This is a genomic window from Enterocloster aldenensis, from assembly GCF_003434055.1.
Lineage (GTDB): Bacteria > Bacillota > Clostridia > Lachnospirales > Lachnospiraceae > Enterocloster > Enterocloster aldenensis.
The window spans coordinates 96,486-118,216 of sequence record NZ_QVEX01000010.1; the positions used below are offsets into that span (position 1 = coordinate 96,486).

Consider the following 21,731-nt stretch of genomic DNA (forward strand, 5'->3'; position numbering starts at 1 on the left):
GATTATTAAAAAATCCCCGGGGAAGCTGACTTCCCGGGGATTTCCAACACTTAAACACAAACGGAAATGATATGATTTGTAAATATGCCCTGATAAACATTAGTTTTTCCTCTGGATAATTTGTGTCTTATTTGAAATGCATATTTGTTCCCGCAACGTTCAATTTCCAGTTTGACAGACCGGAATACCGTCACTCCGTAAACAGTTTTATTCCAGAAAACATCTTATGCAGCCTATGTTCATCAAATGGCAGATACTCTGCAACCGTAAATCCGACCACGTCGGAATTCCCTGTGATGACCTTCAGCACATGAGAGAGTTTCTCAATTGTCATCTTGCCGCCGCCTGCACCATCGCCAACCAGTTCAGGATTGGCAAAATAGGTTGAGTGGAAAAAATGCTCATCCAGCACATCAATGTCAAAATGAATAAGGATATGGTCAAAGCGGCACATAAAATTCCTGATTTCATCATCCGAAACAAAATCCTTGTCCTGCACTTTGTATTTTACACCCGCCTCATCCAGAAAATTCTTTTGGTAATCATGAAGCGGCTGCAGACCGACATAGAGAATTTCATCGGGCCTGAATTTTTTATTTAACATATGTGAGGAAAGCTGTGCAGCGCCATGTCCCATCAGGCTCCCCAGCACCATGGCATGGGCATTGGGATAACCGTCATCTACCGTAGAGACATCCGGATGGGCATCAATCCATATAATCCCGGCGTTTCCATATATGCCGTGAAGATAATCAAATGGAGCCAGTGAAACCATACAGTTTCCGCCTATGGTGATGATTCGGTCAGGTTTCTCCGTAGCCAGCTTTTCCTGCGCATCCTGAATGCCCGCTATGACTTCATCTTCGGCAGCAATACCATTCATTATTTCTTTTTCCCCGCCGTTAGGAGGAATGACATCCACCTTCACAAGCGGCTGGTTTTCGTTCTGCGGCAATATGTACTGCAGCAGTTCCGCCCCAAAATAATATGTTTCCAGGCCGCCGCTGACATAATCAGGGTACAATAATCTAATTGTTTTCATATCCTTTCTCATATTCTTTCTCCTAACATACTGGTTCTTTCCTATCTTCGGTCATAAACTAAGTCCACCATACCATTATATGATTGTGTGTCAATCAGCTTCAGCTGAATTTCATGCTTCCCATTTTCAAAAAGCCGGATCCCATTGCCTAAAAGCGTTGGGATTACAGTAATGTAATAGCAGTCAATTAAATCCTCATTCATTAACTGCTGAACAATATTAGCCCCGCCGCAAATCCAAATATCTTTTCCAGGCTCCTTTTTCAACCTTTTTATCAGATTAACCGGATTGATATCTGTAAATCGGATGTTTGCCGAGGAAGCATGCCCGTTATGCGTAATTACATAAGTTGTAAAATCGCTGTATACCCACTCGTCCGGGGAAAGTTCAGTAACAATCTGATGATACGTATTCCACCCCATTATTATTGTATCAATGTCTTTTACAAATTTGGAATAGCTATCCATCCCATCATTATTGCTTCCCTGCCCTTCCAGCCAATCAACACCGCCCCTGATATCCGCAATGTATCCATCTAGGCTCATCGCAATAAACAAACTGATTTTTCTCATGCTTCCAACCTCTATAAATCCCAATTTTCCTCTCCAAATCCCAATATGTTTTATTATATCAAATGTAATACTAAAATTAAAGCAAGAATATCCATGATGACTCAATGCCTGAATATCACTGGCCTTTGTCAGCTTCCCTACAGCCGGGATTAAACCACAACAAAAAGAAACCGGGACAGAACCGGTTTCCCTAATTATAAAAGTATCTGATTCCGAATGGACGACAGATAATGGACGATGGATACAGAAGCAGTAACAGAAGCGCCAGGAGGAAACCTCAGCTCCCCCTTCTCTCCCTGACCAGCCATAAAGCCACCCCCACCGCCGCCACGCCTCCTGCCAGTTTTCCGCACACCATGGCCCCAATCCGTTCCGGTGCAACCGCGGAACAAAACCCCAGATGGTCACCCAGGGTAAATGCCGCGCAGGTGGCAAACGCGAAGTTAAGCACCTTACCCCGCTCATCCATGTCCTTTACCATTGCCATCATGGGCACATTGTTGGCCAGGGTAGAGAGGAATCCTGCCATAGCAGTTTCATTAACCCCCAGGTATCTTCCCGCCCTGCCAAGAGGTCCCTTCAGATATCTGCGGATGACCGCCATCATGGGATAGGCGCCGGACAGCATGACGGCAATGCTCCCCAGGATTATAAAGGAATCTTTTAAAGGTGCCATTCCTTTTACAACCGTTATCCCGGTTATTTCCTGTGCGGCGGCTGTTATCAGTGCCAGGGTAATGACCACTACCACGCCTCTTCCGAACAATACAAAAAAGCGTATTGTCTGATCCGGGAACCAGAATAACCCGGCTGCCAGTACCAGGGCTGCCCCGATTACGGGCAGCAGGTTAAGCAATACCATGTCCACAGGCAGTCCCAGCAGAAGGCCTCCGGCCAGACAGCCGGCGGGCAGTGCAATAAGGCCTGCCATGGTGCCCATTGCCATGGATCCGTAATCTTCTTTTCTGATAATGGACAGTGCCACCGGAACGCTGAATGTCACGCTGGCCGCCAGCATGGACGCCACTATCAGGGACGCGAAGTCAGCCATCAGCCCATCCGGTGTCATGGCATGGGCCAGCGGATAACATCCGGTGTCAACCGGTATCATGAGGGCCGGGGCCATGGCCGGGTTAATCCCTGCTTTTGCAGCCAAAGGCCCCACCACGCCGGACAGCCATCCGGACAGCAGCGGTGACAGGCTGGTGATTCCTGCCATGGTTAAGGACAGCGGCCCCAGGGCGTGGAAGCCATTTTCAAATTCCTGCCCTAATCCAAGGCGATTGCCGGCGATTTTATCCAAACCGCCGGCAATCAGGAACAGGGCCATTATAAATACAATACCCTTTGATAATATCATGATATTATACACCCACGCTGACGCTTTCCGGCAATGTGCTTCCCCCGTCAATGACGGACTGGGTACCTGTCAGATAGCTGGATTCATCCGATGCCAGGAAGGCTGCCAGTTCTCCTACCTCTGCAGGGGCGGCCAGCCTTCTCATGGGGATGGCCTTTGCCATTTCTGTCAGGATGGATTCCGGATTCCCAGGATCTGACTGACGGGCAATGCTCTCAGCCATGGGGGTACGCACATATCCTGGGCAGATGGCGTTAACACGGATGCCGGAACCGGCAAACTCCACTGCAAGGGACTTGGTAAATCCAACCAGTGCTGCTTTAGAAAGGGCATAGGCTGTCTCCCCGGGGTCCGCTACCATGTCCCCGGTTACGGAAGACATGATGACGATCCTTCCATCCCCACGTTTTACCATACCGGGAAGCACGGCCTTTGTCACATTCCATACCCCTTTTATATTGATATCAATATGAAAATCCCTGTCCCCATCACTCATTTCCAGGAAATTCCCAAGCCTGCACACGCCTGCATTGTTGACCAGTATGTCGATTTCACCCATCTGATGCATTCCCTCTTCAACTGCCTCCGCCACCTGGGAAGCATCACGCACATCTGCCTGGACCGCTGCGCAGGAATATCCCTGGGATTTCAGTTCTTCTGCCAATGTTTTGGCTTCCGGGGAGACATCTAAAAGAATCAGCCTGGCCCCGTGTTTTGCAAAAGTCTTGGCAATCCCCTCGCCGATTCCCCGGGAAGCGCCTGTGATCAAAGCTGTCCTGCCTGTAAGTTTTCCCATATTCCTATTCTCCTTAACTGAAAATCCGGTCATCAATCAATTTCAGACATATCAATATCATGTCCCACCGCAATGGCTTCCTCAATAATCTTCACTGCCGAACTAAGTCCGATGCCGAATCTGCATGCGCCTCTTTTATACATCTTTAAAAGAGTTTCCAAATCCCTGACGCCCCCTGCAACCTTTACCTTTGCACGGTCCCCTACCGTTGCCTTAATCAGTTCCACGTGATGGAGGCTGGTAGGCTCCTTTGAGAACCCGGTTCCTGTCTTGACATAGTCTGCGCCGCCTTCAATACATAGCTCGCATGCCTTTACAATCTCCTCATCCGTCAGAACCATTGCTTCGATGATTACTTTCAGGGAGGTCCCCCTGGTTGCTTCCCTGACAGCCTTGATGTCCTCCAGGACCTTGTCATACAATCCGGCCTTCAGCCACCCCACATTCATGACCATATCATTTTCCACCGGGTTCAGCTTCATGAAATCATGGGCCATATACACCTTGGTTTCTGTGGATTCCTGGCCGGACGGGAATGCAAGGGAGGTTCCAAATGCTGTGTTGGTACCCTTTAACATCTCCACCAGCTGAGGATAATAGCAGGGCCAGCAGAAGCAGGAACCGAAGTCATATTTCCTGCAGGCTTCCACCATGGCCTCAACATCCCTGATTGTGGTATCCAGCTTTAAAACGCTGGGATCCATCATGTAAGCGATATCCTTTACTGTTAATACGTCTTTTCTGTACTCTTTCATTTTCTTTGCCTTTCTTTCTATATGAATTTTTATAACATTCCTTAGGTATGCAGTTCCGTAAGCTTTCCCATCTTCTTGCGTATTTCCACAAACCTCTGTGTATATGGCTTGTTGAATGCCACGCATCCCACCGGCTGCTGGCGTATCATCAGTTCCTCGCAGTTCATGCACTGGGTACAGTATTTGATTTCATCTTCCCGGCCCTCCATCAGCTTTAGCGGGGTAAGGGGATCTGCAAAGGACTGGCGTCCCAAGCCCACCATATCCATCATGCCGTCCTCAATACATCTGGCGCCCATTGCAAACAGGGAGGATTTCTCCGGTTCAATGGACAGCAGCTTGTTCTTCCCTCCGCGGAAGGAGGAAAAATGTGAACCGATGACCACGGTCCCGGGATTCAGGGCCTTCTTCATAAGGTCTGCAAAGTAAATGTGCAGGTAGGAAAAATATGGGTCATTGGTGGCTGCTTCCATAAAACTCATGCTGCAGTGGACATTGCCCAAGGATTCAACAAAATAAGATGCCCCCATCTTCTCCAGCCCCTTAATCAGGTCTATGGGTTCTGTCATGTCCATCAGAGGTGAATCCGGGCCGGCTGATCCGAATCCTCCCGGGAAGCCTTCCCACATGGACATCTTGGATCCGATAAGGAAGTTCTTGTCAAAATTAACCGCTTTCTGGATCCGCTCCATCAAATCATAAGCAAATGCGGAACGCCTCTCCCAAGAGCCCCCGTATTTCCAGTCCCTGTCATTATAGGGGCGGATGATCTGGGACCCCAGATATCCGTGGCACAGCTTCATGTCCACGCCGTCCGCACCCACATTCCGGCAGATTTTCGCTGCCAGGGTAAACTGGTCCATGATATGGTCCACTTCCTCTTCTGTCAGGATGTCACCTTCCAGCCCATAAACCGGCTTTACACAGACCCTTCTGGAAAATTCAGGCTCGCTGATTTCCCCGGAATGGGTCAGCTGGAACACTATCATGGCATCCGGATTTATTTCCTTCAGCCTGCGTATGAATTTCTCAAGGGCTTTTTCGTTGCGCGGCATGATTTCCAGCTGTGTCTTCCTGGCCCTGCTTTCATTGGTTACTGTTATGGCCTCCAGGTCCACCAGGCCGAACCCGCCTTTGTATAGGTTCTCATACCGCTCATAGGTCAGGTCGGTGGGATTGCCCTCTGCATCCGAGTCCACACACTCCATGGGCTGCGCAAAAAAGCGGTTCCTGCACTCCCTGCCTCCAATCTTAATCGGCTGTAATAATGTTTCTTTATATCCCATATATGAATTCTCCTTTTTATGATTTCATCCAAACATCCTTCACTCCCGCCCAGACTGCTTCTCACCGCTGGCCAGCTTCATGATATCCTCCTCCGTATATTCCTCAAAGGAAAGTTCACCTGTCACCGTCCCCTCATGCATGACCATAATCCGGTCCGAGACAGCCATGATTTCAGGCATTTCCGAAGAAATCATGATGATGCTGACCCCGGAGTTTGCCAATTGATCCATCAGCAGGTAAATCTCATATTTTGCCCCCACATCAATTCCCCTGGTGGGTTCATCCAGAATCAGTATCCTGCATTGGGAAGCCAGCCATTTGGATAAGACCACCTTCTGCTGGTTGCCTCCTGACAGGAATTTGCAGACCTTAAAGATATCAGGCGCCGCGATTTTCAGTTCCTGCATGTACTGGTTTGCCAGCTTTGTCTCCTCCTTTGCCTTCATGAATCCGTTGGAGGAAACGCGTTTTGGTGAGGCAATGGCAATATTATCCTTGATTGTCTGATTCAGGAACAGCCCCTGGGCCTTCCTGTCCTCTGTGGCAAACCCCATACCGTGTTCCACGGCCTGGCAGGGGTGGGTGATGCGCACGGTCTGCCCAAAGAGTATAAGCTCCCCTGAATGTACCTTGTCCGCCCCGAATATGGCCCGCATGACCTCAGTCCTTCCAGCGCCCACCAGCCCTGAAAAACCCAGGATTTCCCCCTTGTGAAGGGAAAAGGATACATTGTGGAAATGCTCCCCGCTTAAGTCCCTTGCCTCCAACACCACTTCCTCTGGCAGGACCCTGCGGCGGGGCGGGAACGTGTCTTTCAGGTCCCGGCCAATCATCTTCCCGATAAGCCAGTCCTTATCCACATCCGCAATGTTTGCGCAGTCTACAAATGCACCGTCCCTTAACACTGTAATCCGGTCGCAGATTTCAAACAGTTCTTCCAGCCTGTGGGAGATGTAAATCACCGTAATGTTGTCCTGTTTCAGCTTCCGGACAATTTCAAACAGGACGTCAATCTCTTTCTGGGTCAGGCTGTCCGTGGGTTCGTCCATGACAATGATTTTTGCATGATAGGAGACTGCTTTGGCAATATCTATCATCTGCTGCTGGGCAACGCTTAAGTTCCTTACCGGCGTATGGTAATCCGGGATGGTGCCCGCGCTTACAAAGTCCAGCCATTTTCTTGCAAATGCTTCTTCCTCTTTCTTTTTAATAAACTTGTTTTTATGAATCTCATGTCCAAGCATCAGATTCTCAACCGCATTTAAATCCGGGATCAGGCTCAGCTCCTGGTATATGACGGCAATCCCCTTATCAATGGCATCCTGAGGCTTATGGAAATGCATATCCTTCCCAAAAATGCGTACAGTTCCACTATCTGCCTGGTAAACACCAGCCAGAACCTTCATAAGGGTTGATTTTCCTGCGCCATTCTCTCCAATAAGAGCGTGTATCTCTCCTTCCTTTACCTTCAGGTCCACATGATTTAAGGCGGTCACTTTGGAAAATGTCTTGGTAACGTCAAGCATTTCCAATGCGTATTCGCTCATATGCTCACCTCAAATTATTTGTTTTTCTTCTGAATCAAAACCGCCACCAGAATAATGAGACCCTTGATTACTATCTGAAGATAAGGATTCACTCCCAGCAGGTTCAGGATATTATTCATCACCGCCATGATCAGCACACCGGCCAGGGTACAGATCAGGGAACCGCGCCCTCCTGCCATGGATGTGCCTCCGATGACAACCGCGGCAATGGCGTCCATGTCATACCCCGTGCTGCCGTTGGGCTCGCCTACCCGGACCCTGGCAGCCAGCATTACGCCTGCAATGGCCGCGGTCAGGCCGCAGAGCCCGTATGCCATGATTTTATGGAACTTCACCTTTACGCCGGAGAGCCTGGCAGCCTCGGAATTACTGCCGATGGCATAGATATGACGTCCAAACACGGTCTTGTGAAGCAGGATCATGAATATGACCATGATGACTGCATAAAGGACCACCGCGTAAGGAATGACTCCTCCCAGGGACTTGGAACCAAAGGTGGACCAGAATTTGGAAACCGAACCTCCCGGCGCTCCGTTGGTATAAATGTAATTCAGGCCTTTCAGTACCTGGCCCGTGCCAAGGGTGATGATGAATGCCTCCACGCCCCTGCATACAATGATGCTGCCGTTAACCAGTCCAATGACAAACCCAAAGAACAACACCAGCAGGATAGGTCCTATGTAGATGCCGGTTCCCCCCGCCGCCACATACGGTTCCATCATCCTTGCCATCACGCAGGCCGCAATTGCCATGGTACTTGTAACGGAAAGGTCAATCCCTCCTACCAGCAGCACCATGGTCATGCCGATGCTGACCACACCCACAATGGAGGCCTGCCGCAGTATATTGGTAATATTTTTAAATGTCGGAAAGATAGGTGATATGATGCTTGCAATTACCAACAGGATAATCAGCGCTATGTACGGACCACTGACCGGATTGTTCAGTATCCTTTTCACCATTCCGGATCCACTTTTTTCTTTCATGTTCGTTTTGTCCCCCTTATAGGCTTATTTATAAAGTATGACCCGTTCTTTCGCCTCAGGGCTTACCAGAACTTTGACCAGTTTCGGGTTCTTGCGGATTTCATTGACCGCATCCTCCAGTTCCTCCAGCGGAACAATCATGGAAATCAGGGGCATGGGATTCACGCGGTCATATTTAAGCAGTGTCAATGCATCGCCCCAGTCATATCCGATTCCGGCACAGCTTCCGCTGACCTTCTTTTCCTCCAGCACGAATTTCACCGGGGGCAGGCTGGCATAATCGTCATCCGCACAGATGCCGAATGCCTCCACCTTCCCGCCTCTCCTGACCATCTGGAAAGCCTGCTCATAGGTTTTGGAGTTCCCCACTGCTTCCAGCACAAAGTCAGCTCCCACGCCGTTGGTCAGCTTCATGACTTCCTCCACCACATCCGGGGTTTCCTTAAAGTTAATGACATGGTCTGCCACCATTTCCCTGGCCATCAAAAGACGGTCCGGATTGCCATCAATGACAATCACCGGCGCTGCGCCCCGCAGCTTTGCAAGGCATGCATGGATGATGCCGAGACCTGCGCCGATGACCACCACGCTTCTTCCCATGACACAGTCCATTTTCCTGGATGCGTTAAGACAGGCCGTAAGCGGTTCTACAAATGCAGCCTTTTCATCCGACACCTCATCCGGCACCACGTATACGTTCTTCCACGGAACCTTTACATATTCTGCGAACCCGCCGTCCACATGGATTCCAATCTGCTTAAAATCCGTACACAGAAGGGGTTCCCCAATCCGGCAGTGATAGCAGGTGCCGCAGGGCTTACAGATATCACATGTCACCCTGTCCCCGGGCTTTAATCCCTGCGCATTGGTTCCCACCTCCTCAATGGTTCCATAAAATTCATGGCCTGTTATCAAAGGCAGACATGCCACCTCGTCCGCATATTTCCCTGTATAGGACCCCCAGTCAGAACCGCAGATCCCGCAGTATTTAATCTTAATCAGTACTTCGTCGTCCGATATCTCCGGTACCGGTACTTCTGAAAATTCATAATGATATGGTTTTGTAAGAACCTGTGCCCTCATCTTCCTCATTCTAATCTTCTCCTTTACTTTGTGAACAGCGCGTCGCTGCGTCCCTCGTAGGGCGCGTCAATCATCAGCGGACGCAGGAATTCAATGGTTTTCTTCACGCCATCCCCGCGGCTCATGATAACATCCTCATGCTCATAATTAAACACACCATCATATCCTGTGATGAACAGTTCGCTGATCAGGCGCTTCCAGTCCACATCGCCCCATCCCGGTATACGGAAACGGAAGGAGCGGTCCAGACGTCCCCACCCGTCCTGCATGTACATGTTAAGCCCGCCTTTTGCCAGGTTGTGGTACACTATCTCACAGTCCTTTGCATGCACCAGGGCTATCCGTCCTCTCAGCTCATCTACAAATGTCTGGATATTCACCCCTGAGAACAGGATATTGGCCGGATCCAGGTTGATTGCAAATGCCGGGTGGTTATCCACCACCTCCAAAAGGCGCAGGGCTGACTGGGTATCGTAAACCACGTTGTTGGGATGCGGTTCAAATGCAACCTTTATACCATATTCCCTGTACTTATCCATGACCCTGCCCCATTTTAACGCAAACTGTTCCTCTTCATACTTCCATCCATTGGGCTCTGGCCAGTCATTGATATGTCCGTAGTTTTCCATGCCTGAAAATGCAACCACCGCCGGAACTCCCAGCTCTGCCGCCAGCTGTGCGGAGCGTATCATGCTTTCTGTGCCGAAACGGATTTTCTCCTCCCTTGTTCCCTTGCAGGAAGAGACAGTCCCGTCACTGTAAGGTCCCATAATCAGCGGGGAATCCGCATGATTGCTCAGGGAAGCAATCCTCAGGCCATAACCCTCCACCATTTTCTTCAGTTCCCCAGCCCTGTGATTCTTTAAAATATCCTCGGCATCCACCTGTCCATTACCCACATAGGATGGCAGTTCCACACAATCATAACCATTGTCCGCCGCTATCTTAAGGACTTCCTCCAGCGGCTTTTCCGAATAATTTACAACACAAAATCCAATCTGCATCTATGTACCCCCTGTATATGCGATTATTCATATATTCCTGTCATATCCCGTATTACCTAATAAGTCCAGTCATAATCATCCCCGTCCGGCATCAGATATTCATCCACGTTGTCCTTTGTGACCACAATGGAATCCATCATCACATCTTTTTCCTCAGGCCCTTTTCCTTCGATACAGTCAATGGCCACATGAAGGGCGTCCACGCTGGCCGCACACGGGAACTGGGTCAGGCCCACGCAGCTTCCATCCTTAATCATCTTCACAACACCATTGATGCCATCTGCATTTGTGAAAATGATGCCTTCCTGGTCGCGTCCAGCCTCCTTAATGGCATCCACGGCGCCCAAGGTCACCCCGCCGTCCTGTGATATGAATCCATCGATTTCCCCGGGACCAAACTTTGCCAGGCAGTCTTCCATGAAGCTCTTGCCCTTGCTGACCTCAAAATCCGTATACTGCCTTGCAATGATCTTAATATCCGGATACTGTGAAAATACGGAATCCTGTCCCTCTTTCTGGAAGTTATCCGTGCTGGAACCGGCCATGGTGTCCAGTGCGATGATATTCCCTTTTGGTTCCCCATAGCGCTGGGTCAGGGCTTCCACCAGCATCCTTGCGCACTCCGCCCCATTCTGCTTATCAGAATATCCTACAAAATGCGTGTAATCCTCCGTGGTACATGTGCGGTCAAAAATGATAACCGGGATTCCGGTCTCAAACGCAGCCTCGATACCGGGATTGGCCGCATCTTCCACACACGGCGTAATCAGGATTGCATCCAGGTCCTGCTGGAGCATGGCTTCTATATTGCTGTTCTGGGTATTTGCATCGTCGTGGGCATCAGTCTCTATCAGTTCCACTCCCAGGCGGTCGCATTCATCCACCAGCATGTCGCGCATCTTTACACGCCAGCTGTTTGATATGGAAGCATTGGCAAAACCAATCCTATACTTTCTTCCGGCTTCTGCGGTATCCTGACCTTCTGTCCCCTGATTTTCCTTGTCCCCTGTCCCGGATTTCTCCTGGTCAGATGATGCCGCCTCCGTCTTTGCCCCCGTATCTCCTGATGCCGGCTGGCTTCCCGCGCCGCAGCCGGCCATGGAAGCGGCCATTGCCAATGCCATAAGAACTGCTAATGTTTTTTTCATGATAACCCTCTCTTTCTTATTATCCCCGGACATCTGCGGATATCCCCCTCGCATCCCGGTAAGTTAATTTTTTAACAAAAACGATACTGATTTGGCCAAATCGTTAAAGAAATTCTTCTTTCTTCCTTCGTTTTCGTCATTATAGCATATGTATTTTCGTTTTTCAAGGGTTTTTCTTTTTTTTTCTTTTTATATTTTTCGTTTTCTTTTGTTTTTATTTTTCTTTTTTTGTTGAATTTTTTCTTTTCTTATGTTATCTTTATAATGAAAAATGATTTGAAAAGGAGGGGCATGAATGTTTAAGGCAGAACGTCTACACCGTATTAAAGAAATCATCTTCGAGCGTAAACAGATAGATGTCGCCACTCTCAGCACTCTTTTAAATGTAACTGAAGTAACCATCCGGAATGATTTAGAACAATTAGAAAAAAGCGGCTTCCTCACACGTTACCACGGCGGAGCCACATTAAATACAGAGGTATTTCCAGAACAGCAGTTCCAGTCCGGGCACACGGACAGCCTGAATATCCCGTACGATAAAGAAAAGGAAGAGGTGGGCCTGGCCGCCTCCCAGCTAGTCAAGGAACGGGAGTGGATTTTCCTTGGTCCCGGCACCACCAGCAGCTATATCGCAAAGGCGCTTTCCAGGCGCCCGAACCTGAATATCATGACCAATAACTTTTATGTTGCCAATATCTTCGGAGGCAATGCATCAGCCCAACTGCTGTTCTTAGGGGGGCGGATGCAGAACTCCGGCATGTATACGGTACCTGAGGACCTGAACAAAGAACTGGAACACATTTATCTGAGCAAATTCTTCTTTTCCGTGGATGCAGCCAGCATAGAAGGAGGATATACCCTGACGGATATGAACGCCCTGGACATCATCAAAGCCATATCAAGCCGCTGTAATGAAACTGTCATGTGCATTGACAGCAAGAAATTTGACCGGCGTTCCTTTATCCGTCTTGGGGATCTGACTTATACGTCCACTGTGGTGACCAACAACCATATTCCGCAGGAATACCACCAGTATTACATTGAACATGGAATACGGACATTTACCTCCTATGATTTAAAGCCGTTAAATTTATAAACCTCATGAGGACTGTTTATGGATAAATTCGTAGTTCGTATGACAAATGTTTGTGCAGGCCCGTTTCCGGAAAGCCATATGGACTTTGAGGCTTCCTCCGGAGAGATTACTGCCATTATCGGAAGCAACGGCGAGGGCAAGACCACTTTGGCCAAGGTCCTGGCGGGCATGCTTCCCCGTATATCCGGGGACATATGGCTGGATGACAGGAAGCTGGACATCCACAGCATATCTTCTGCCCACAGGAACGGCATCTATCTCATGACCGAATCCCTTCAGCTTTTTCCCGGTAAAAGCATCATGGACAACCTTCTGCTGGGCATTGAGCAGCTTATTTTCCACAACCGGCTGTTCAACCCGTCCAAGGAAAAGAAGGAAGCAGTATGCCGTCAGGTCCTTAAGGAGCTGGGGCTGGACCTTAACCTGGAACAATCCGTGGACCATCTGTCCCAAGGAGAACAATGCCTGCTTCAGATTGGACGGATCCTTTTATGCAGGCCCAGGATCCTTATTATGGATGAATTCTCGGCATCCCTCACCGTATTAGAGACAAAACGGATCATGAATCTGTTGACGGGGCTGAAGCAGAAGAACATCTGCATTATCCTTATTTCCCATGAGTATTCCACGGTAATCCGCTATTGCGACTGTATTTCCCTGGTGGAACAGGGACGGATCACTGAGTCCTACTCCCGGGCAGAACTGGGGGATGAGGCTTTTGTCAGGCGGGTCCTGACCTTTAAGAAGAGTTTTTCATATCCAAAGCTTGCACGGACGCCAGGACAGCCGCTGCTGACAGCCAGACACCTATCCAGCGGCATTATCAAGGATGTCTCATTTACCCTGCAGGAAGGGGAAATCCTGGGCATTGCCGGGGTAGTCGGCTCCGGCCGCACCACCCTCATCAATGCCATCTTAAGGGAACGGCCCATCACCTCCGGCTGCCTGGTATATGCGCCTTCCCTGGACCGGGCAGGCGCAATCAGCATCCTGCCCGGGGACTGCGGGGGCCACTCCCTGTTCTCCGGAAAAGACCTTACCTTTAACATCACCTCTTCCAACGTGCAAAAGGCCGCCCGTTTTTATATGATTTCCGACCATACCCTGGACCTGTATGCCCGGGATTACATGGACAGGCTGAGCATACGCAAACCTTCCTGCCGTGTTCCCGTGGACCAGTTAAGCCAGGGTGAGATGCAGAAGGTGCTGATTGCCCGGTCCCTGTATCAGGATGCCAGGCTTTACATATTTGACGAGCCGTCCAGCAACCTGGACCTGACATCTAAAAGCGAGCTTTATAATATATACAACGCGCTGCTGGCCCGGGGCGCCTCCATCATACTGATTTCATCTGACTTTTCAGAGCTGATCGGCATGTGCGACCGCATCCTGCTTTTAAAGGCAGGGGAACAGGTTGGGCTGTATCCGGCAGATAAAATAACCAATGATTTTTTATATTCTGTTCTGTAAGATTGGGGGATTTTCATATGAAAAAGCTGATTGCTTATGACTTGGGGACCGGAGGCATCAAGGCCTCCCTGTTTTCGGAAGACGGGGCCTCCCTGTCCGACGTGTTCATCCAGTATGAAACGTATTTTCCGCAGGAACATTTTGTGGAGCAGCGTCCCATGGACTGGTGGGACCATGTCTGCGCCGCCACCCAAAAGCTGCTCCTGACATCCGGCTCATCTGCATCGGACATTGCCTGTGTTGCCCTTTCCGGCCACAGCCTGGTGGCAGTGCCTCTTGACAGCATGGGCAGGCTTCTGGCAGACCAGGTGCCCATCTGGTGTGACATGCGGGCAAAGGAAGAGGCAGGAGAACTGTTTTCGCAGCTGGATTATGACAGATGGTACCTGACCACCGGCAACGGGGACCCGGCTGAGTGTTACACCATCACAAAGCTGATGTGGATGAAGAAGCATCGGCCCGGCCTGTACAGCCAGATCCACAAAATCCTGGGGTCCAAGGACTTCATCAATTACATGCTCACCGGAACCATGTGCACGGATCCTTCCTACGCATCGGGATTTGGGGTATTTAACCTCTTAAAATGGGATTATGAGCCGGAATTCATGGAAGCGGCCGGAATCCGGCCGGAACTGTTCCCTGAAATCCGCCCCAGCGACGCCATCATCGGAACCGTCACCCCAGAGGCTGCCCGTATGACCGGACTGGCAGAAGGCACCCCGGTTGCCTGCGGCGCGGTTGACAATACATGCATGGCCCTGGGCGCACGCGGGTTAAAGGAAGGTGTTGCCTATACCTCCCTTGGTTCTTCCAGCTGGATTGCCGTGACTTCCACAAAACCCATTGTGGACAGGGATACAAAACCCTTTGTATTTGCCCATGCCAGGAAGGGGTACTATACATGCGCTGTTTCCATCTTCTCCGCCGGCAATTCCTTCCGCTGGATCCGTGACAACCTGTGCCGGGATTTAGGGGATGGTACGGATACCTATGATGCCATGAACCGTATGGCTGAAAACGTCCCACCTGGCAGCAACGGGGTCATGTTCAACCCCACCCTGGCCGGCGGCAGCGCCCAGGAGCCATCTCCAGGCCTGAAAGGCGGGTTCATGGGATTATCCCTGAGCACAACCAGGGAGGACCTGGTGCGGGCATCCATGGAAGGCATCGCCATGTCCCTGCGCTGCACCCTGGATATCCTGATGACCCAGACCACCATTACCGGGGAAATGCTCATCTGCGGCGGCGGAAGCAAAAGCGCCATATGGCGCCAGATATTTGCGGACATCTATAATCTTCCGGTCCTGAAAACCAACATTGACCAGAATGCCGCATCCCTTGGCGCCGCGGCCCTGGCAGCCAACGGATGCGGCCTATGGGATGGATATGGGCGCATCCCGCACATACACCGGACCGAAGACCTCTCCATGCCCGATCCAAACGCCAATGCCTTATACGAAACACTTCTTCCGGTCTATCGAAGATGGGCAGGATACCTGGCCGAATTAAGCGGGATGATGACAAAGGCATGACCCATCCCTGTCCTCAATACTCCGTCCCGCCCTGCCCCTCCTGATACAGATACAGCCAAGGGGTATTCACGGGCAGGGCTGCGAATTCTTCCCTGCAGTACTCCTGCACGGTCCCGCCCCGTCCCACCCGCAGCAGCCGGTCGGCCAGGGCCAGGGAATCAGCCAGGTTCACGGCCATGATCACCACCGGGATTCCCCGGTTCAGGAAACGCTCCAGGAGTTCCATGATATGGATGCGCAGGGATACCTCCGCACTTTTAAAAGGCTGGACGCAGAATACGATATCCGGGTCCTGGAGAAAGATACGGGTGTAAATCAAATCATATTTCTGCCGTTCGGTCAGCCGCTCGATGGGCGTGTCAAATACATCTTCCCCTAAAAGACCTGCGTATTCCCTGCGCAGGCTTTTTTTTATCTTCCCCCTTCCCCACACACCCTTCATCCGGTGGTCCAGCGTAAAGCACAGGTTATCCAGATAGCTCATATTGGGAAACAGCATGGTATGTACGGGCAGCTCCTGGATGATGCCCACCCGGCGGTCATTCAGCCCACCTGACAGGGTCCCGTTAATCCATATACTGCCGCTCTTTTGCCTGGTCCCGCCAGACAGCACCGATACCAGTTCCTGTATCATGCAGTTGTCCAGATCCTGCACCACCAGGCATTCCCCTTTGCAGGCTGAAAAGCTGAGGTTTTCCACCAGCCCGCTGTATAGGTTTTCCATCCTGAACACTATATGGTCCTGGCCCGTCTCCGTCCGGTCCTGCCGGGCCATCCGCTCACGCACATGGCGGTCAAAGTCCTCGGTGCACCGCAGGAAAAATGGGTCCGGGGGCTTCTCTGCCCCGCCGAAGCATTTTATGATCTGCCCGTTGAGCATCAGGGCCGCGCGGTCGCATATCTGCTGCGCCTCTTCAAAATGGGCTGCCACATAAAGGAACGACATCCCCTGCTTTGCATAGTGGCGCAGGATACTGCTGAGTTTTTCAAGCTCCGCCGCGCTGATGAAGGTGCTGATATCCTCCAGCACCACCAGATGGTTCCCGGCAACCACTGCCTTTAAAAGCTCCACCACAAAGCGTTCAAATGTACTGAGGTCTTCTATATAGGCATCTGCGGGTATCTCCATACCGATGTCTTCCATGAAGGGCTTTATCTGTTCCCGGAGGATCCCGGGCTGCATCAGCCTTTTGCGGAAGCCCGGCCTGAGCACGAAAATGTTATCCGCCACCGTCAGGTCTTTTGCCAGGCAGCTCTGATTCTGGATGATGCTGACCCGGTTGGTGCTGACCCGGTTCATGCCGGTACACGGAAAACGCCAGTCATTGACCAGCCTTTCCTTGTAGTAAACAAATCCATAGTGCAGGGGCAGGTTCTGGCGCAGCAGCCGCAGCAGGGCGGATAACCCAAAATGGTTGGCCGGCACAAGCCCCAGTATCTCCCCTGTCCAGATGGCCATGCTGAAATTCTCCAGCAGGGCCACTCCCTGTTCGCAGTACGTCACACGCTCCATGCGGTATACTTCTTCCCTCATTTTAAAGCCTCTTTATTCTTAAGCTCCCTGTCATTGGCAATGGCCGGCAGGTTAATCTCCACATCCGTGCCCACCCCCGGCATGGAGAACACATGAAGCCCGTATTCCTCCCCAAACAGCAGATGGATGCGGTTGTTCACATTCACAAGCGCGATTCCTCCCCTGGTTTCCGAACCCTGGGAGGCAAATGCCTGTCCGCTCCTGCCCAGCCGTTCATTCATCCTTGACAGGACCTCCTCATCCATGCCCACGCCGTCATCCGATATGCGGATCAGGAGGCGTTTGCCGCTGCGCTCCAGGTGGATGGTCAGGTGGCCTGTGCCTATCTTGCACTCCGTTCCATGGATGATGCTGTTTTCCAGGATAGGCTGCATGGTCAGCTTGGGAAGGCGGCAGCCATAGATTTCTTCCCGCTCCTCCGGGTCACATTCAATGGTCAGGTCAAGCCGTGAGCCGAACCTGTACTGCTGGATCCTGAAATAGGTCTGGCAGTTCTCCAGTTCTTCCTCCACGGACACCAGGTTTTCCACCTTACTGATGGTATAGCGGAAAAATGCCGCAAGGGCTTCCGTCATATCCGCCACTCCGGTAAGCCCGGCAATCAACGCCTCACTGCGGATGCTTTCCAGCGTGTTGTACAGGAAATGCGGGTTAATCTGGTTCTGCAGGGCCAGATACTGGGCCTGACGTTTATTCAGCTTAAGCAGTTCCGAGGAATCCATGATCTTCATCATATGGGCCAGCATCTGGTAGACCATGGGCGTGGGCGCGGTCTGGCACAGATGGGTCAGGTCCGCCGTGGTATATCCGTCCAGGAACAGGCGCATGGTCCGCTCCATGTGAAGGTACGGCTTTAGGATCATGGCGCCAAACCACCATAGCAGCCCCAGCAGAAGGACCAGGGACAGGATGGCGGGCCAGAAGGGCGCATGGCCCATGAAGGCCAGAAACAAAAGCACGGCAATAAGAAACAGATGGATACACAGCGCTGCCGCCAGCAGCGCCATGACCCGGATTGACAGATATTCAAAACGTTTCATATCCCATGCCTCCTTCCGGCACCATCCATTCCGGCACCGCCGTCCTGCCACTTCCCATTCCGGCACCCCCCATTCCGGCACCGCTGTCCTGCCACTTCCCATTCCGGCACCGCCCATCCCGCCAGCCCCAGCCCCTGTCTTCCAGACCTATCCATACAGCTTCCTGTATTCCGCCGGGTTAAGCCCCGTGTCCTTATGGAAGGTATGGGTAAAATGCTTCCTGTCGCTGTATCCCACCCTCCCGCATATCTCAGCCACAGGAAGGCTGGTTTCCCTTAAAAGGGTTTTGGCTTCCTCCATCCTGACCCTGGTAAGGTATTTGGCAAATCCCTCCCCGGTTTCCCGTTTGAACAGGGTGCTGAAATAGTTGACGCTGAAACCGATGTCCTCGCACACGGTTTCCAGGGTAATGGGCTCCTGGTAATGCTGCATCACATACTGTTTGGCAATGCGGATAGGACGGGCGGCCTCATTGCTGCGGAGGTCCCTGGCCTCAGACAGAAGTCTGGTCTGTATCTGTTTCAGCTGCCCGAACAGTCCGCCAACCGTACTGCACTGGCGGCAGCGGGCCGCAAAATCCTGCTGGATTTCCTCCACATTATTAAGGGCGGTCCTGGCAATGAACAGACGGCCCGCGGACAGCACCAGCTCCAGTATCTCCCTGCCGCAGATCCGCTCCAGCCCCAGTGCCTCGCGTTCCAGCATACCGCATGCTTCCCCTGCCTCTTCCAGGTTCAGGGTGTCCACGGAATGCTCCATCAGCTTCATGTACCGGTCCAGCAGGTTCTGTTTCTCCAGGCCCGAACCAACAGGGACCGCTTCCAAAAGCCTTCCGGTCCCCTCCATCAGCCGCTCCCACATGGCTCCCTTTGCCCATTCCAGGGAAGCGCCAAGAAGGGCCGGTGCAGCGGCGGGCACGCCCAGGCTCAGCGTGAAATCAAGGGGACCCATCAGGTCCTTTTTCACTTCCAGATGGCTGAGGCATTCCCGCAGCCCCCTGCGCACCTCATCCCTGCGGCCGGAATCATAATTGAGAAGCCCGTATCCGGTATAGGACTGGAAATACAGCACCATGTCGCAGCAGATAGAGGACATGGTATGATGAAAAATATCCCTGATTTTTTCCTGTATGACCTTGGCCGCGGTGCGGTTCACCTGCTCCATGCTGCAGTCCATCTTCACCATGAACACCTGGTACATGTCCCCGGCCGTGTCCACGTGATAGCTGCCCCTTAGGTTTTCCGCGGTCAGATCCGCCAGGCTGCCGGACAGCAGGTCCTTCATCAGGCTTTCCCGGATACGGCTCAGGTCCTCCTGGCTGTTCTGGTGCTGGCGGTGGATGGCCGACCTGGTTTCCTGTCTTGCCTGGCATTTTTCCCGTATCTTTACCAGGGTTTCCATCAGCTCTGTCTGCTTAATGGGTTTTAACAGATAATATCCTGCCCCGTATTTCATTGCTTTCTGGGCATATTCAAAATGCGCGTATCCGCTGATGATGACCACCTCCAGGTCCGGCATCAGCTCCTTAGCGCTGCGTATCAGCTCCAGGCCGTCGCATCCAGGCATACGGATATCCGTAATCAGTATGTCCGGCTCCCTGGACTTAATGAGTTCCAGCGCTTCCAGGCCATTCTCAGCCAGGGCCGCTACCTCCATGCCCAGGGATTCCCAATCCGCCAGGGCCTGGACCAGCCTGCATATCAGTCGTTCATCATCCGCGATAATTACTTTTAACATAAGTTCCCCCCTCAGGCCTTTTACATACCCTCCCCTGTGTATCATATCATGCCGGGTTTTGCATTTCAACAAAAACGCCGTTCCTCAGAGCGGCGTTCCTGTTGTATGCTTCAGGTTTTATTATTTTTTCAGGACAGACACGCCTGTATCGGATACGGCTCCGCCAAGGGAGTCTCCTTCAAGGGCCTTAACACAGGCTTCCACGCCCTTTGCGCCCATTACGTCCGGGTTCTGGGCCATGGTGCAGAGCAGGTATCCGTCGTCAATCAGTCCAAGGTTGGCATCCGATTTATCAAAGCCAACACCGATGATCCCGTCCTTACCCGATGCCTTGATGGCATTGCCAGCGCCTGTGGTGGATCCTTCGTTACAGCCAAAGATGCCCGCCACGCCCTGGGTGATGTAGTTCTCGGCAATGCTCTGGGACTTGGCTGCATCGCCTTCCCCGTACTGTGTCTCTAACAGTGTGAAGCCCTTGCCCTCAAATGCAGAGCGTAAGCCCTCTTCACGCATGACGCAGGAATCCGTTGCCGCGTTCACGTTGATGATGCCGATGGAGCCGGAAGTCACGCCTGCTGCCTCCAGCGCCTTTAACATTTCCTCCCCGGCTGTCTTTCCCGCTGCCTTGTTGTCCGTGGAAAAGGTGGCTTCTGCGTCCACATTGGCCGGTGAATCCACATATACAATCTTTACGCCGGAGGACTGGGCCTCTTTCAGCGCGGATGAGATGGCATCCGGGCCGTTGGCAGCCACGATGATGGCCTCATAGCCGCCTGCAACCGCATTGTTCACACACTCAATCTGCTGTGCATCATCCTTGGTATTGGGGGACATGAAGGTTACGGACACGCCAAGGGTCTCTGCTTCCTTCTGTGCGCCCTCATTCAGCGTGACCCAGTGCTGGTCAATGGAGTCCATGGTTATCAGGGCAATCCTATATTCCTTGCTGGCTTTTGCAGTGCTTCCCTCTGATGCCGCGCTGGCTGTCCCGCCCTGTGCCGTGAGGACGGATACGCCTGTGTCGGTTACCTTGCCGCCCAGGGATTCCCCGCCAACAGCCGCAACAGCCGCCTTAACGCCTTCATACCCCATTACGTCCGGGTTCTGGGCCATGGTGCAGAGCAGGTATCCGTCATCAATCAGTCCAAGGATGGCGTCCGACTTATCAAAGCCAACGCCGATGATTCCGTCCTTACCCGATGCCTTGATGGCATTGCCAGCGCCTGTGGTGGAGCCTTCGTTACAGCCAAAGATACCCACCACGCCCTGGGTGATATAGTTCTCGGCAATACTTTGGGACTTGGCTGCATCGCCTTCCCCGTACTGTGTCTCTAACAGTGTAAAGCCCTTGCCCTCAAATGCAGAGCGGAAGCCCTCTTCACGCATGACGCAGGAATCCGTTGCCGCGTTCACGTTGATGACGCCGATGGAGCCGGAAGTCACGCCTGCTGCGCTTAACGCCTTTAACATCTCCTCCCCGGCTGTCTTGCCGGCCGCCTTGTTGTCCGTGGAAAAGGTTGCCTCTGCGTCCACGTTGGCCGGTGAATCCACATATACGATTTTTACGCCGGAGGACTGGGCCTCCTTCAGCGCGGATGAGATGGCATCCGGGCCGTTGGCAGCCACGATGATGGCCTTTGCGCCGGCTGACACCGCGTTGTTTACACACTCAATCTGCTGCGCATCGTCTTTTGTATTGGGGGCCATGAACTGTACGGTCACGCCCAGTTCCCCTGCCGCCT

19 protein-coding genes and 1 pseudogene are annotated in these 21,731 nt (G+C 51.9%); 3 read left to right on the plus strand and 17 right to left on the minus strand.

Annotation, left to right across the window (positions count from 1 at the left end; genetic code table 11):
- Positions 1-190 precede the first annotated feature (190 nt).
- From DWX59_RS18600 to DWX59_RS18650, 11 genes are all read right to left on the minus strand, one after another.
- Positions 191-1,054, minus strand: a complete 864-nt coding sequence (locus tag DWX59_RS18600; RefSeq protein ID WP_235845108.1) for an arginase family protein — start codon at positions 1,052-1,054, stop codon at positions 191-193.
- Between the two features lie 29 nt (positions 1,055-1,083).
- Positions 1,084-1,614 carry a dihydrofolate reductase family protein gene (locus DWX59_RS18605; RefSeq protein WP_117560763.1) on the minus strand — a complete coding sequence of 177 codons (531 nt, stop codon included), beginning with the start codon at positions 1,612-1,614 and terminating at the stop codon, positions 1,084-1,086.
- Between the two features lie 277 nt (positions 1,615-1,891).
- Positions 1,892-2,974, minus strand: a complete 1,083-nt coding sequence (locus DWX59_RS18610; RefSeq protein ID WP_147325832.1) for an ethanolamine utilization protein EutH — start codon at positions 2,972-2,974, stop codon at positions 1,892-1,894.
- Between the two features lie 4 nt (positions 2,975-2,978).
- A complete protein-coding gene (ucpA, locus tag DWX59_RS18615) occupies positions 2,979-3,770 on the minus strand; it encodes an SDR family oxidoreductase UcpA (protein ID WP_117560703.1) in 792 nt (263 codons plus the stop codon).
- 32 nt (positions 3,771-3,802) lie between these two features.
- Positions 3,803-4,525: a deoxyribose-phosphate aldolase gene (gene deoC, locus DWX59_RS18620; RefSeq protein ID WP_166460262.1), complete on the minus strand. Its 723-nt coding sequence runs from the start codon at positions 4,523-4,525 to the stop codon at positions 3,803-3,805.
- A 41-nt stretch (positions 4,526-4,566) separates the two neighbouring features.
- The gene (locus DWX59_RS18625) at positions 4,567-5,811 is read right to left on the minus strand and encodes an oxidoreductase (RefSeq protein ID WP_117560705.1); all 1,245 of its coding nucleotides are present in this window, start codon (positions 5,809-5,811) and stop codon (positions 4,567-4,569) included.
- Between the two features lie 39 nt (positions 5,812-5,850).
- Positions 5,851-7,359, minus strand: a complete 1,509-nt coding sequence (locus tag DWX59_RS18630) for a sugar ABC transporter ATP-binding protein (RefSeq protein ID WP_117560706.1) — start codon at positions 7,357-7,359, stop codon at positions 5,851-5,853.
- Positions 7,360-7,373: 14 nt separating this feature from the next.
- Positions 7,374-8,345, minus strand: a complete 972-nt coding sequence (locus DWX59_RS18635; protein WP_117560707.1) for an ABC transporter permease — start codon at positions 8,343-8,345, stop codon at positions 7,374-7,376.
- A gap of 24 nt (positions 8,346-8,369) precedes the next feature.
- Complete coding sequence (locus DWX59_RS18640; protein ID WP_117560708.1) at positions 8,370-9,437, minus strand: zinc-dependent alcohol dehydrogenase; 1,068 nt, start codon at positions 9,435-9,437, stop codon at positions 8,370-8,372.
- Positions 9,438-9,451: 14 nt separating this feature from the next.
- Positions 9,452-10,432 carry a sugar phosphate isomerase/epimerase family protein gene (locus DWX59_RS18645; RefSeq protein WP_117560709.1) on the minus strand — a complete coding sequence of 327 codons (981 nt, stop codon included), beginning with the start codon at positions 10,430-10,432 and terminating at the stop codon, positions 9,452-9,454.
- Positions 10,433-10,488: 56 nt separating this feature from the next.
- Positions 10,489-11,580, minus strand: coding sequence for a substrate-binding domain-containing protein (locus DWX59_RS18650; protein ID WP_166460263.1), 1,092 nt, complete (start codon positions 11,578-11,580; stop codon positions 10,489-10,491).
- 295 nt (positions 11,581-11,875) lie between these two features.
- Here DWX59_RS18650 and DWX59_RS18655 point away from each other — a divergent pair, with 295 nt between their 5' ends.
- Genes DWX59_RS18655 through DWX59_RS18665 form a run of 3 tightly spaced genes read left to right on the plus strand, consistent with a single transcriptional unit; the run spans position 11,876 to position 15,678 of the window.
- Positions 11,876-12,676, plus strand: coding sequence for a DeoR/GlpR family DNA-binding transcription regulator (locus DWX59_RS18655; protein ID WP_117560711.1), 801 nt, complete (start codon positions 11,876-11,878; stop codon positions 12,674-12,676).
- An 18-nt stretch (positions 12,677-12,694) separates the two neighbouring features.
- Positions 12,695-14,146, plus strand: coding sequence for an ATP-binding cassette domain-containing protein (locus tag DWX59_RS18660; RefSeq protein ID WP_117560712.1), 1,452 nt, complete (start codon positions 12,695-12,697; stop codon positions 14,144-14,146).
- A 17-nt stretch (positions 14,147-14,163) separates the two neighbouring features.
- Entirely contained in the window at positions 14,164-15,678 is a 1,515-nt protein-coding gene (locus tag DWX59_RS18665) for a xylulokinase (RefSeq protein ID WP_117560713.1), read from the plus strand.
- A gap of 13 nt (positions 15,679-15,691) precedes the next feature.
- Here DWX59_RS18665 and DWX59_RS18670 read toward each other — a convergent pair whose 3' ends face one another.
- The 6 genes and pseudogenes from DWX59_RS18670 to DWX59_RS30090 form a co-directional block, all read right to left on the minus strand.
- The gene (locus tag DWX59_RS18670; protein ID WP_117560714.1) at positions 15,692-17,212 is read right to left on the minus strand and encodes an ATP-binding cassette domain-containing protein; all 1,521 of its coding nucleotides are present in this window, start codon (positions 17,210-17,212) and stop codon (positions 15,692-15,694) included.
- A complete protein-coding gene (locus tag DWX59_RS18675) occupies positions 17,209-18,252 on the minus strand; it encodes a sensor histidine kinase (protein ID WP_117560715.1) in 1,044 nt (347 codons plus the stop codon). The genes DWX59_RS18670 and DWX59_RS18675 overlap by 4 nt, the downstream gene beginning before the upstream one ends.
- The gene (locus tag DWX59_RS28810; RefSeq protein WP_166460264.1) at positions 18,249-18,407 is read right to left on the minus strand and encodes a hypothetical protein; all 159 of its coding nucleotides are present in this window, start codon (positions 18,405-18,407) and stop codon (positions 18,249-18,251) included. Before DWX59_RS28810 ends, DWX59_RS18675 begins: the two co-directional genes overlap by 4 nt.
- On the minus strand, positions 18,400-19,989 hold the full coding sequence (locus DWX59_RS18680; protein ID WP_117560764.1) for a response regulator transcription factor: 1,590 nt from the start codon (positions 19,987-19,989) through the stop codon (positions 18,400-18,402). Before DWX59_RS18680 ends, DWX59_RS28810 begins: the two co-directional genes overlap by 8 nt.
- A 120-nt stretch (positions 19,990-20,109) precedes the next feature.
- Positions 20,110-21,081: a substrate-binding domain-containing protein gene (locus tag DWX59_RS30085; RefSeq protein ID WP_409337941.1), complete on the minus strand. Its 972-nt coding sequence runs from the start codon at positions 21,079-21,081 to the stop codon at positions 20,110-20,112.
- Positions 21,082-21,093: 12 nt separating this feature from the next.
- A pseudogene (locus DWX59_RS30090) lies at positions 21,094-21,696 on the minus strand (substrate-binding domain-containing protein); the annotation flags it as partial.
- Positions 21,697-21,731: the final 35 nt, after the last annotated feature.

What these genes read in the sequence shown, in the direction of transcription:
- DWX59_RS18625 (WP_117560705.1), bottom strand. Translation starts at nt 5,811, where the DNA reads ATGGGATATAAAGAAACATTATTACAGCCGATTAAGATTGGAGGCAGG.
- DWX59_RS18670 (WP_117560714.1), bottom strand. Translation starts at nt 17,212, where the DNA reads ATGAGGGAAGAAGTATACCGCATGGAGCGTGTGACGTACTGCGAACAG.
- DWX59_RS18655 (WP_117560711.1), top strand. Translation starts at nt 11,876, where the DNA reads ATGTTTAAGGCAGAACGTCTACACCGTATTAAAGAAATCATCTTCGAG.
- DWX59_RS30085 (WP_409337941.1), bottom strand. Translation starts at nt 21,081, where the DNA reads ATGGGGTATGAAGGCGTTAAGGCGGCTGTTGCGGCTGTTGGCGGGGAA.
- DWX59_RS18600 (WP_235845108.1), bottom strand. Translation starts at nt 1,054, where the DNA reads ATGAGAAAGGATATGAAAACAATTAGATTATTGTACCCTGATTATGTC.
- DWX59_RS18665 (WP_117560713.1), top strand. Translation starts at nt 14,164, where the DNA reads ATGAAAAAGCTGATTGCTTATGACTTGGGGACCGGAGGCATCAAGGCC.
- DWX59_RS18650 (WP_166460263.1), bottom strand. Translation starts at nt 11,580, where the DNA reads ATGAAAAAAACATTAGCAGTTCTTATGGCATTGGCAATGGCCGCTTCC.
- DWX59_RS18680 (WP_117560764.1), bottom strand. Translation starts at nt 19,989, where the DNA reads ATGTTAAAAGTAATTATCGCGGATGATGAACGACTGATATGCAGGCTG.
- DWX59_RS18630 (WP_117560706.1), bottom strand. Translation starts at nt 7,359, where the DNA reads ATGAGCGAATACGCATTGGAAATGCTTGACGTTACCAAGACATTTTCC.
- DWX59_RS18675 (WP_117560715.1), bottom strand. Translation starts at nt 18,252, where the DNA reads ATGAAACGTTTTGAATATCTGTCAATCCGGGTCATGGCGCTGCTGGCG.
- ucpA (WP_117560703.1), bottom strand. Translation starts at nt 3,770, where the DNA reads ATGGGAAAACTTACAGGCAGGACAGCTTTGATCACAGGCGCTTCCCGG.
- DWX59_RS18605 (WP_117560763.1), bottom strand. Translation starts at nt 1,614, where the DNA reads ATGAGAAAAATCAGTTTGTTTATTGCGATGAGCCTAGATGGATACATT.
- DWX59_RS18645 (WP_117560709.1), bottom strand. Translation starts at nt 10,432, where the DNA reads ATGCAGATTGGATTTTGTGTTGTAAATTATTCGGAAAAGCCGCTGGAG.
- DWX59_RS18660 (WP_117560712.1), top strand. Translation starts at nt 12,695, where the DNA reads ATGGATAAATTCGTAGTTCGTATGACAAATGTTTGTGCAGGCCCGTTT.
- deoC (WP_166460262.1), bottom strand. Translation starts at nt 4,525, where the DNA reads ATGAAAGAGTACAGAAAAGACGTATTAACAGTAAAGGATATCGCTTAC.
- DWX59_RS28810 (WP_166460264.1), bottom strand. Translation starts at nt 18,407, where the DNA reads ATGGATAGGTCTGGAAGACAGGGGCTGGGGCTGGCGGGATGGGCGGTG.
- DWX59_RS18640 (WP_117560708.1), bottom strand. Translation starts at nt 9,437, where the DNA reads ATGAGGAAGATGAGGGCACAGGTTCTTACAAAACCATATCATTATGAA.
- DWX59_RS18610 (WP_147325832.1), bottom strand. Translation starts at nt 2,974, where the DNA reads ATGATATTATCAAAGGGTATTGTATTTATAATGGCCCTGTTCCTGATT.
- DWX59_RS18635 (WP_117560707.1), bottom strand. Translation starts at nt 8,345, where the DNA reads ATGAAAGAAAAAAGTGGATCCGGAATGGTGAAAAGGATACTGAACAAT.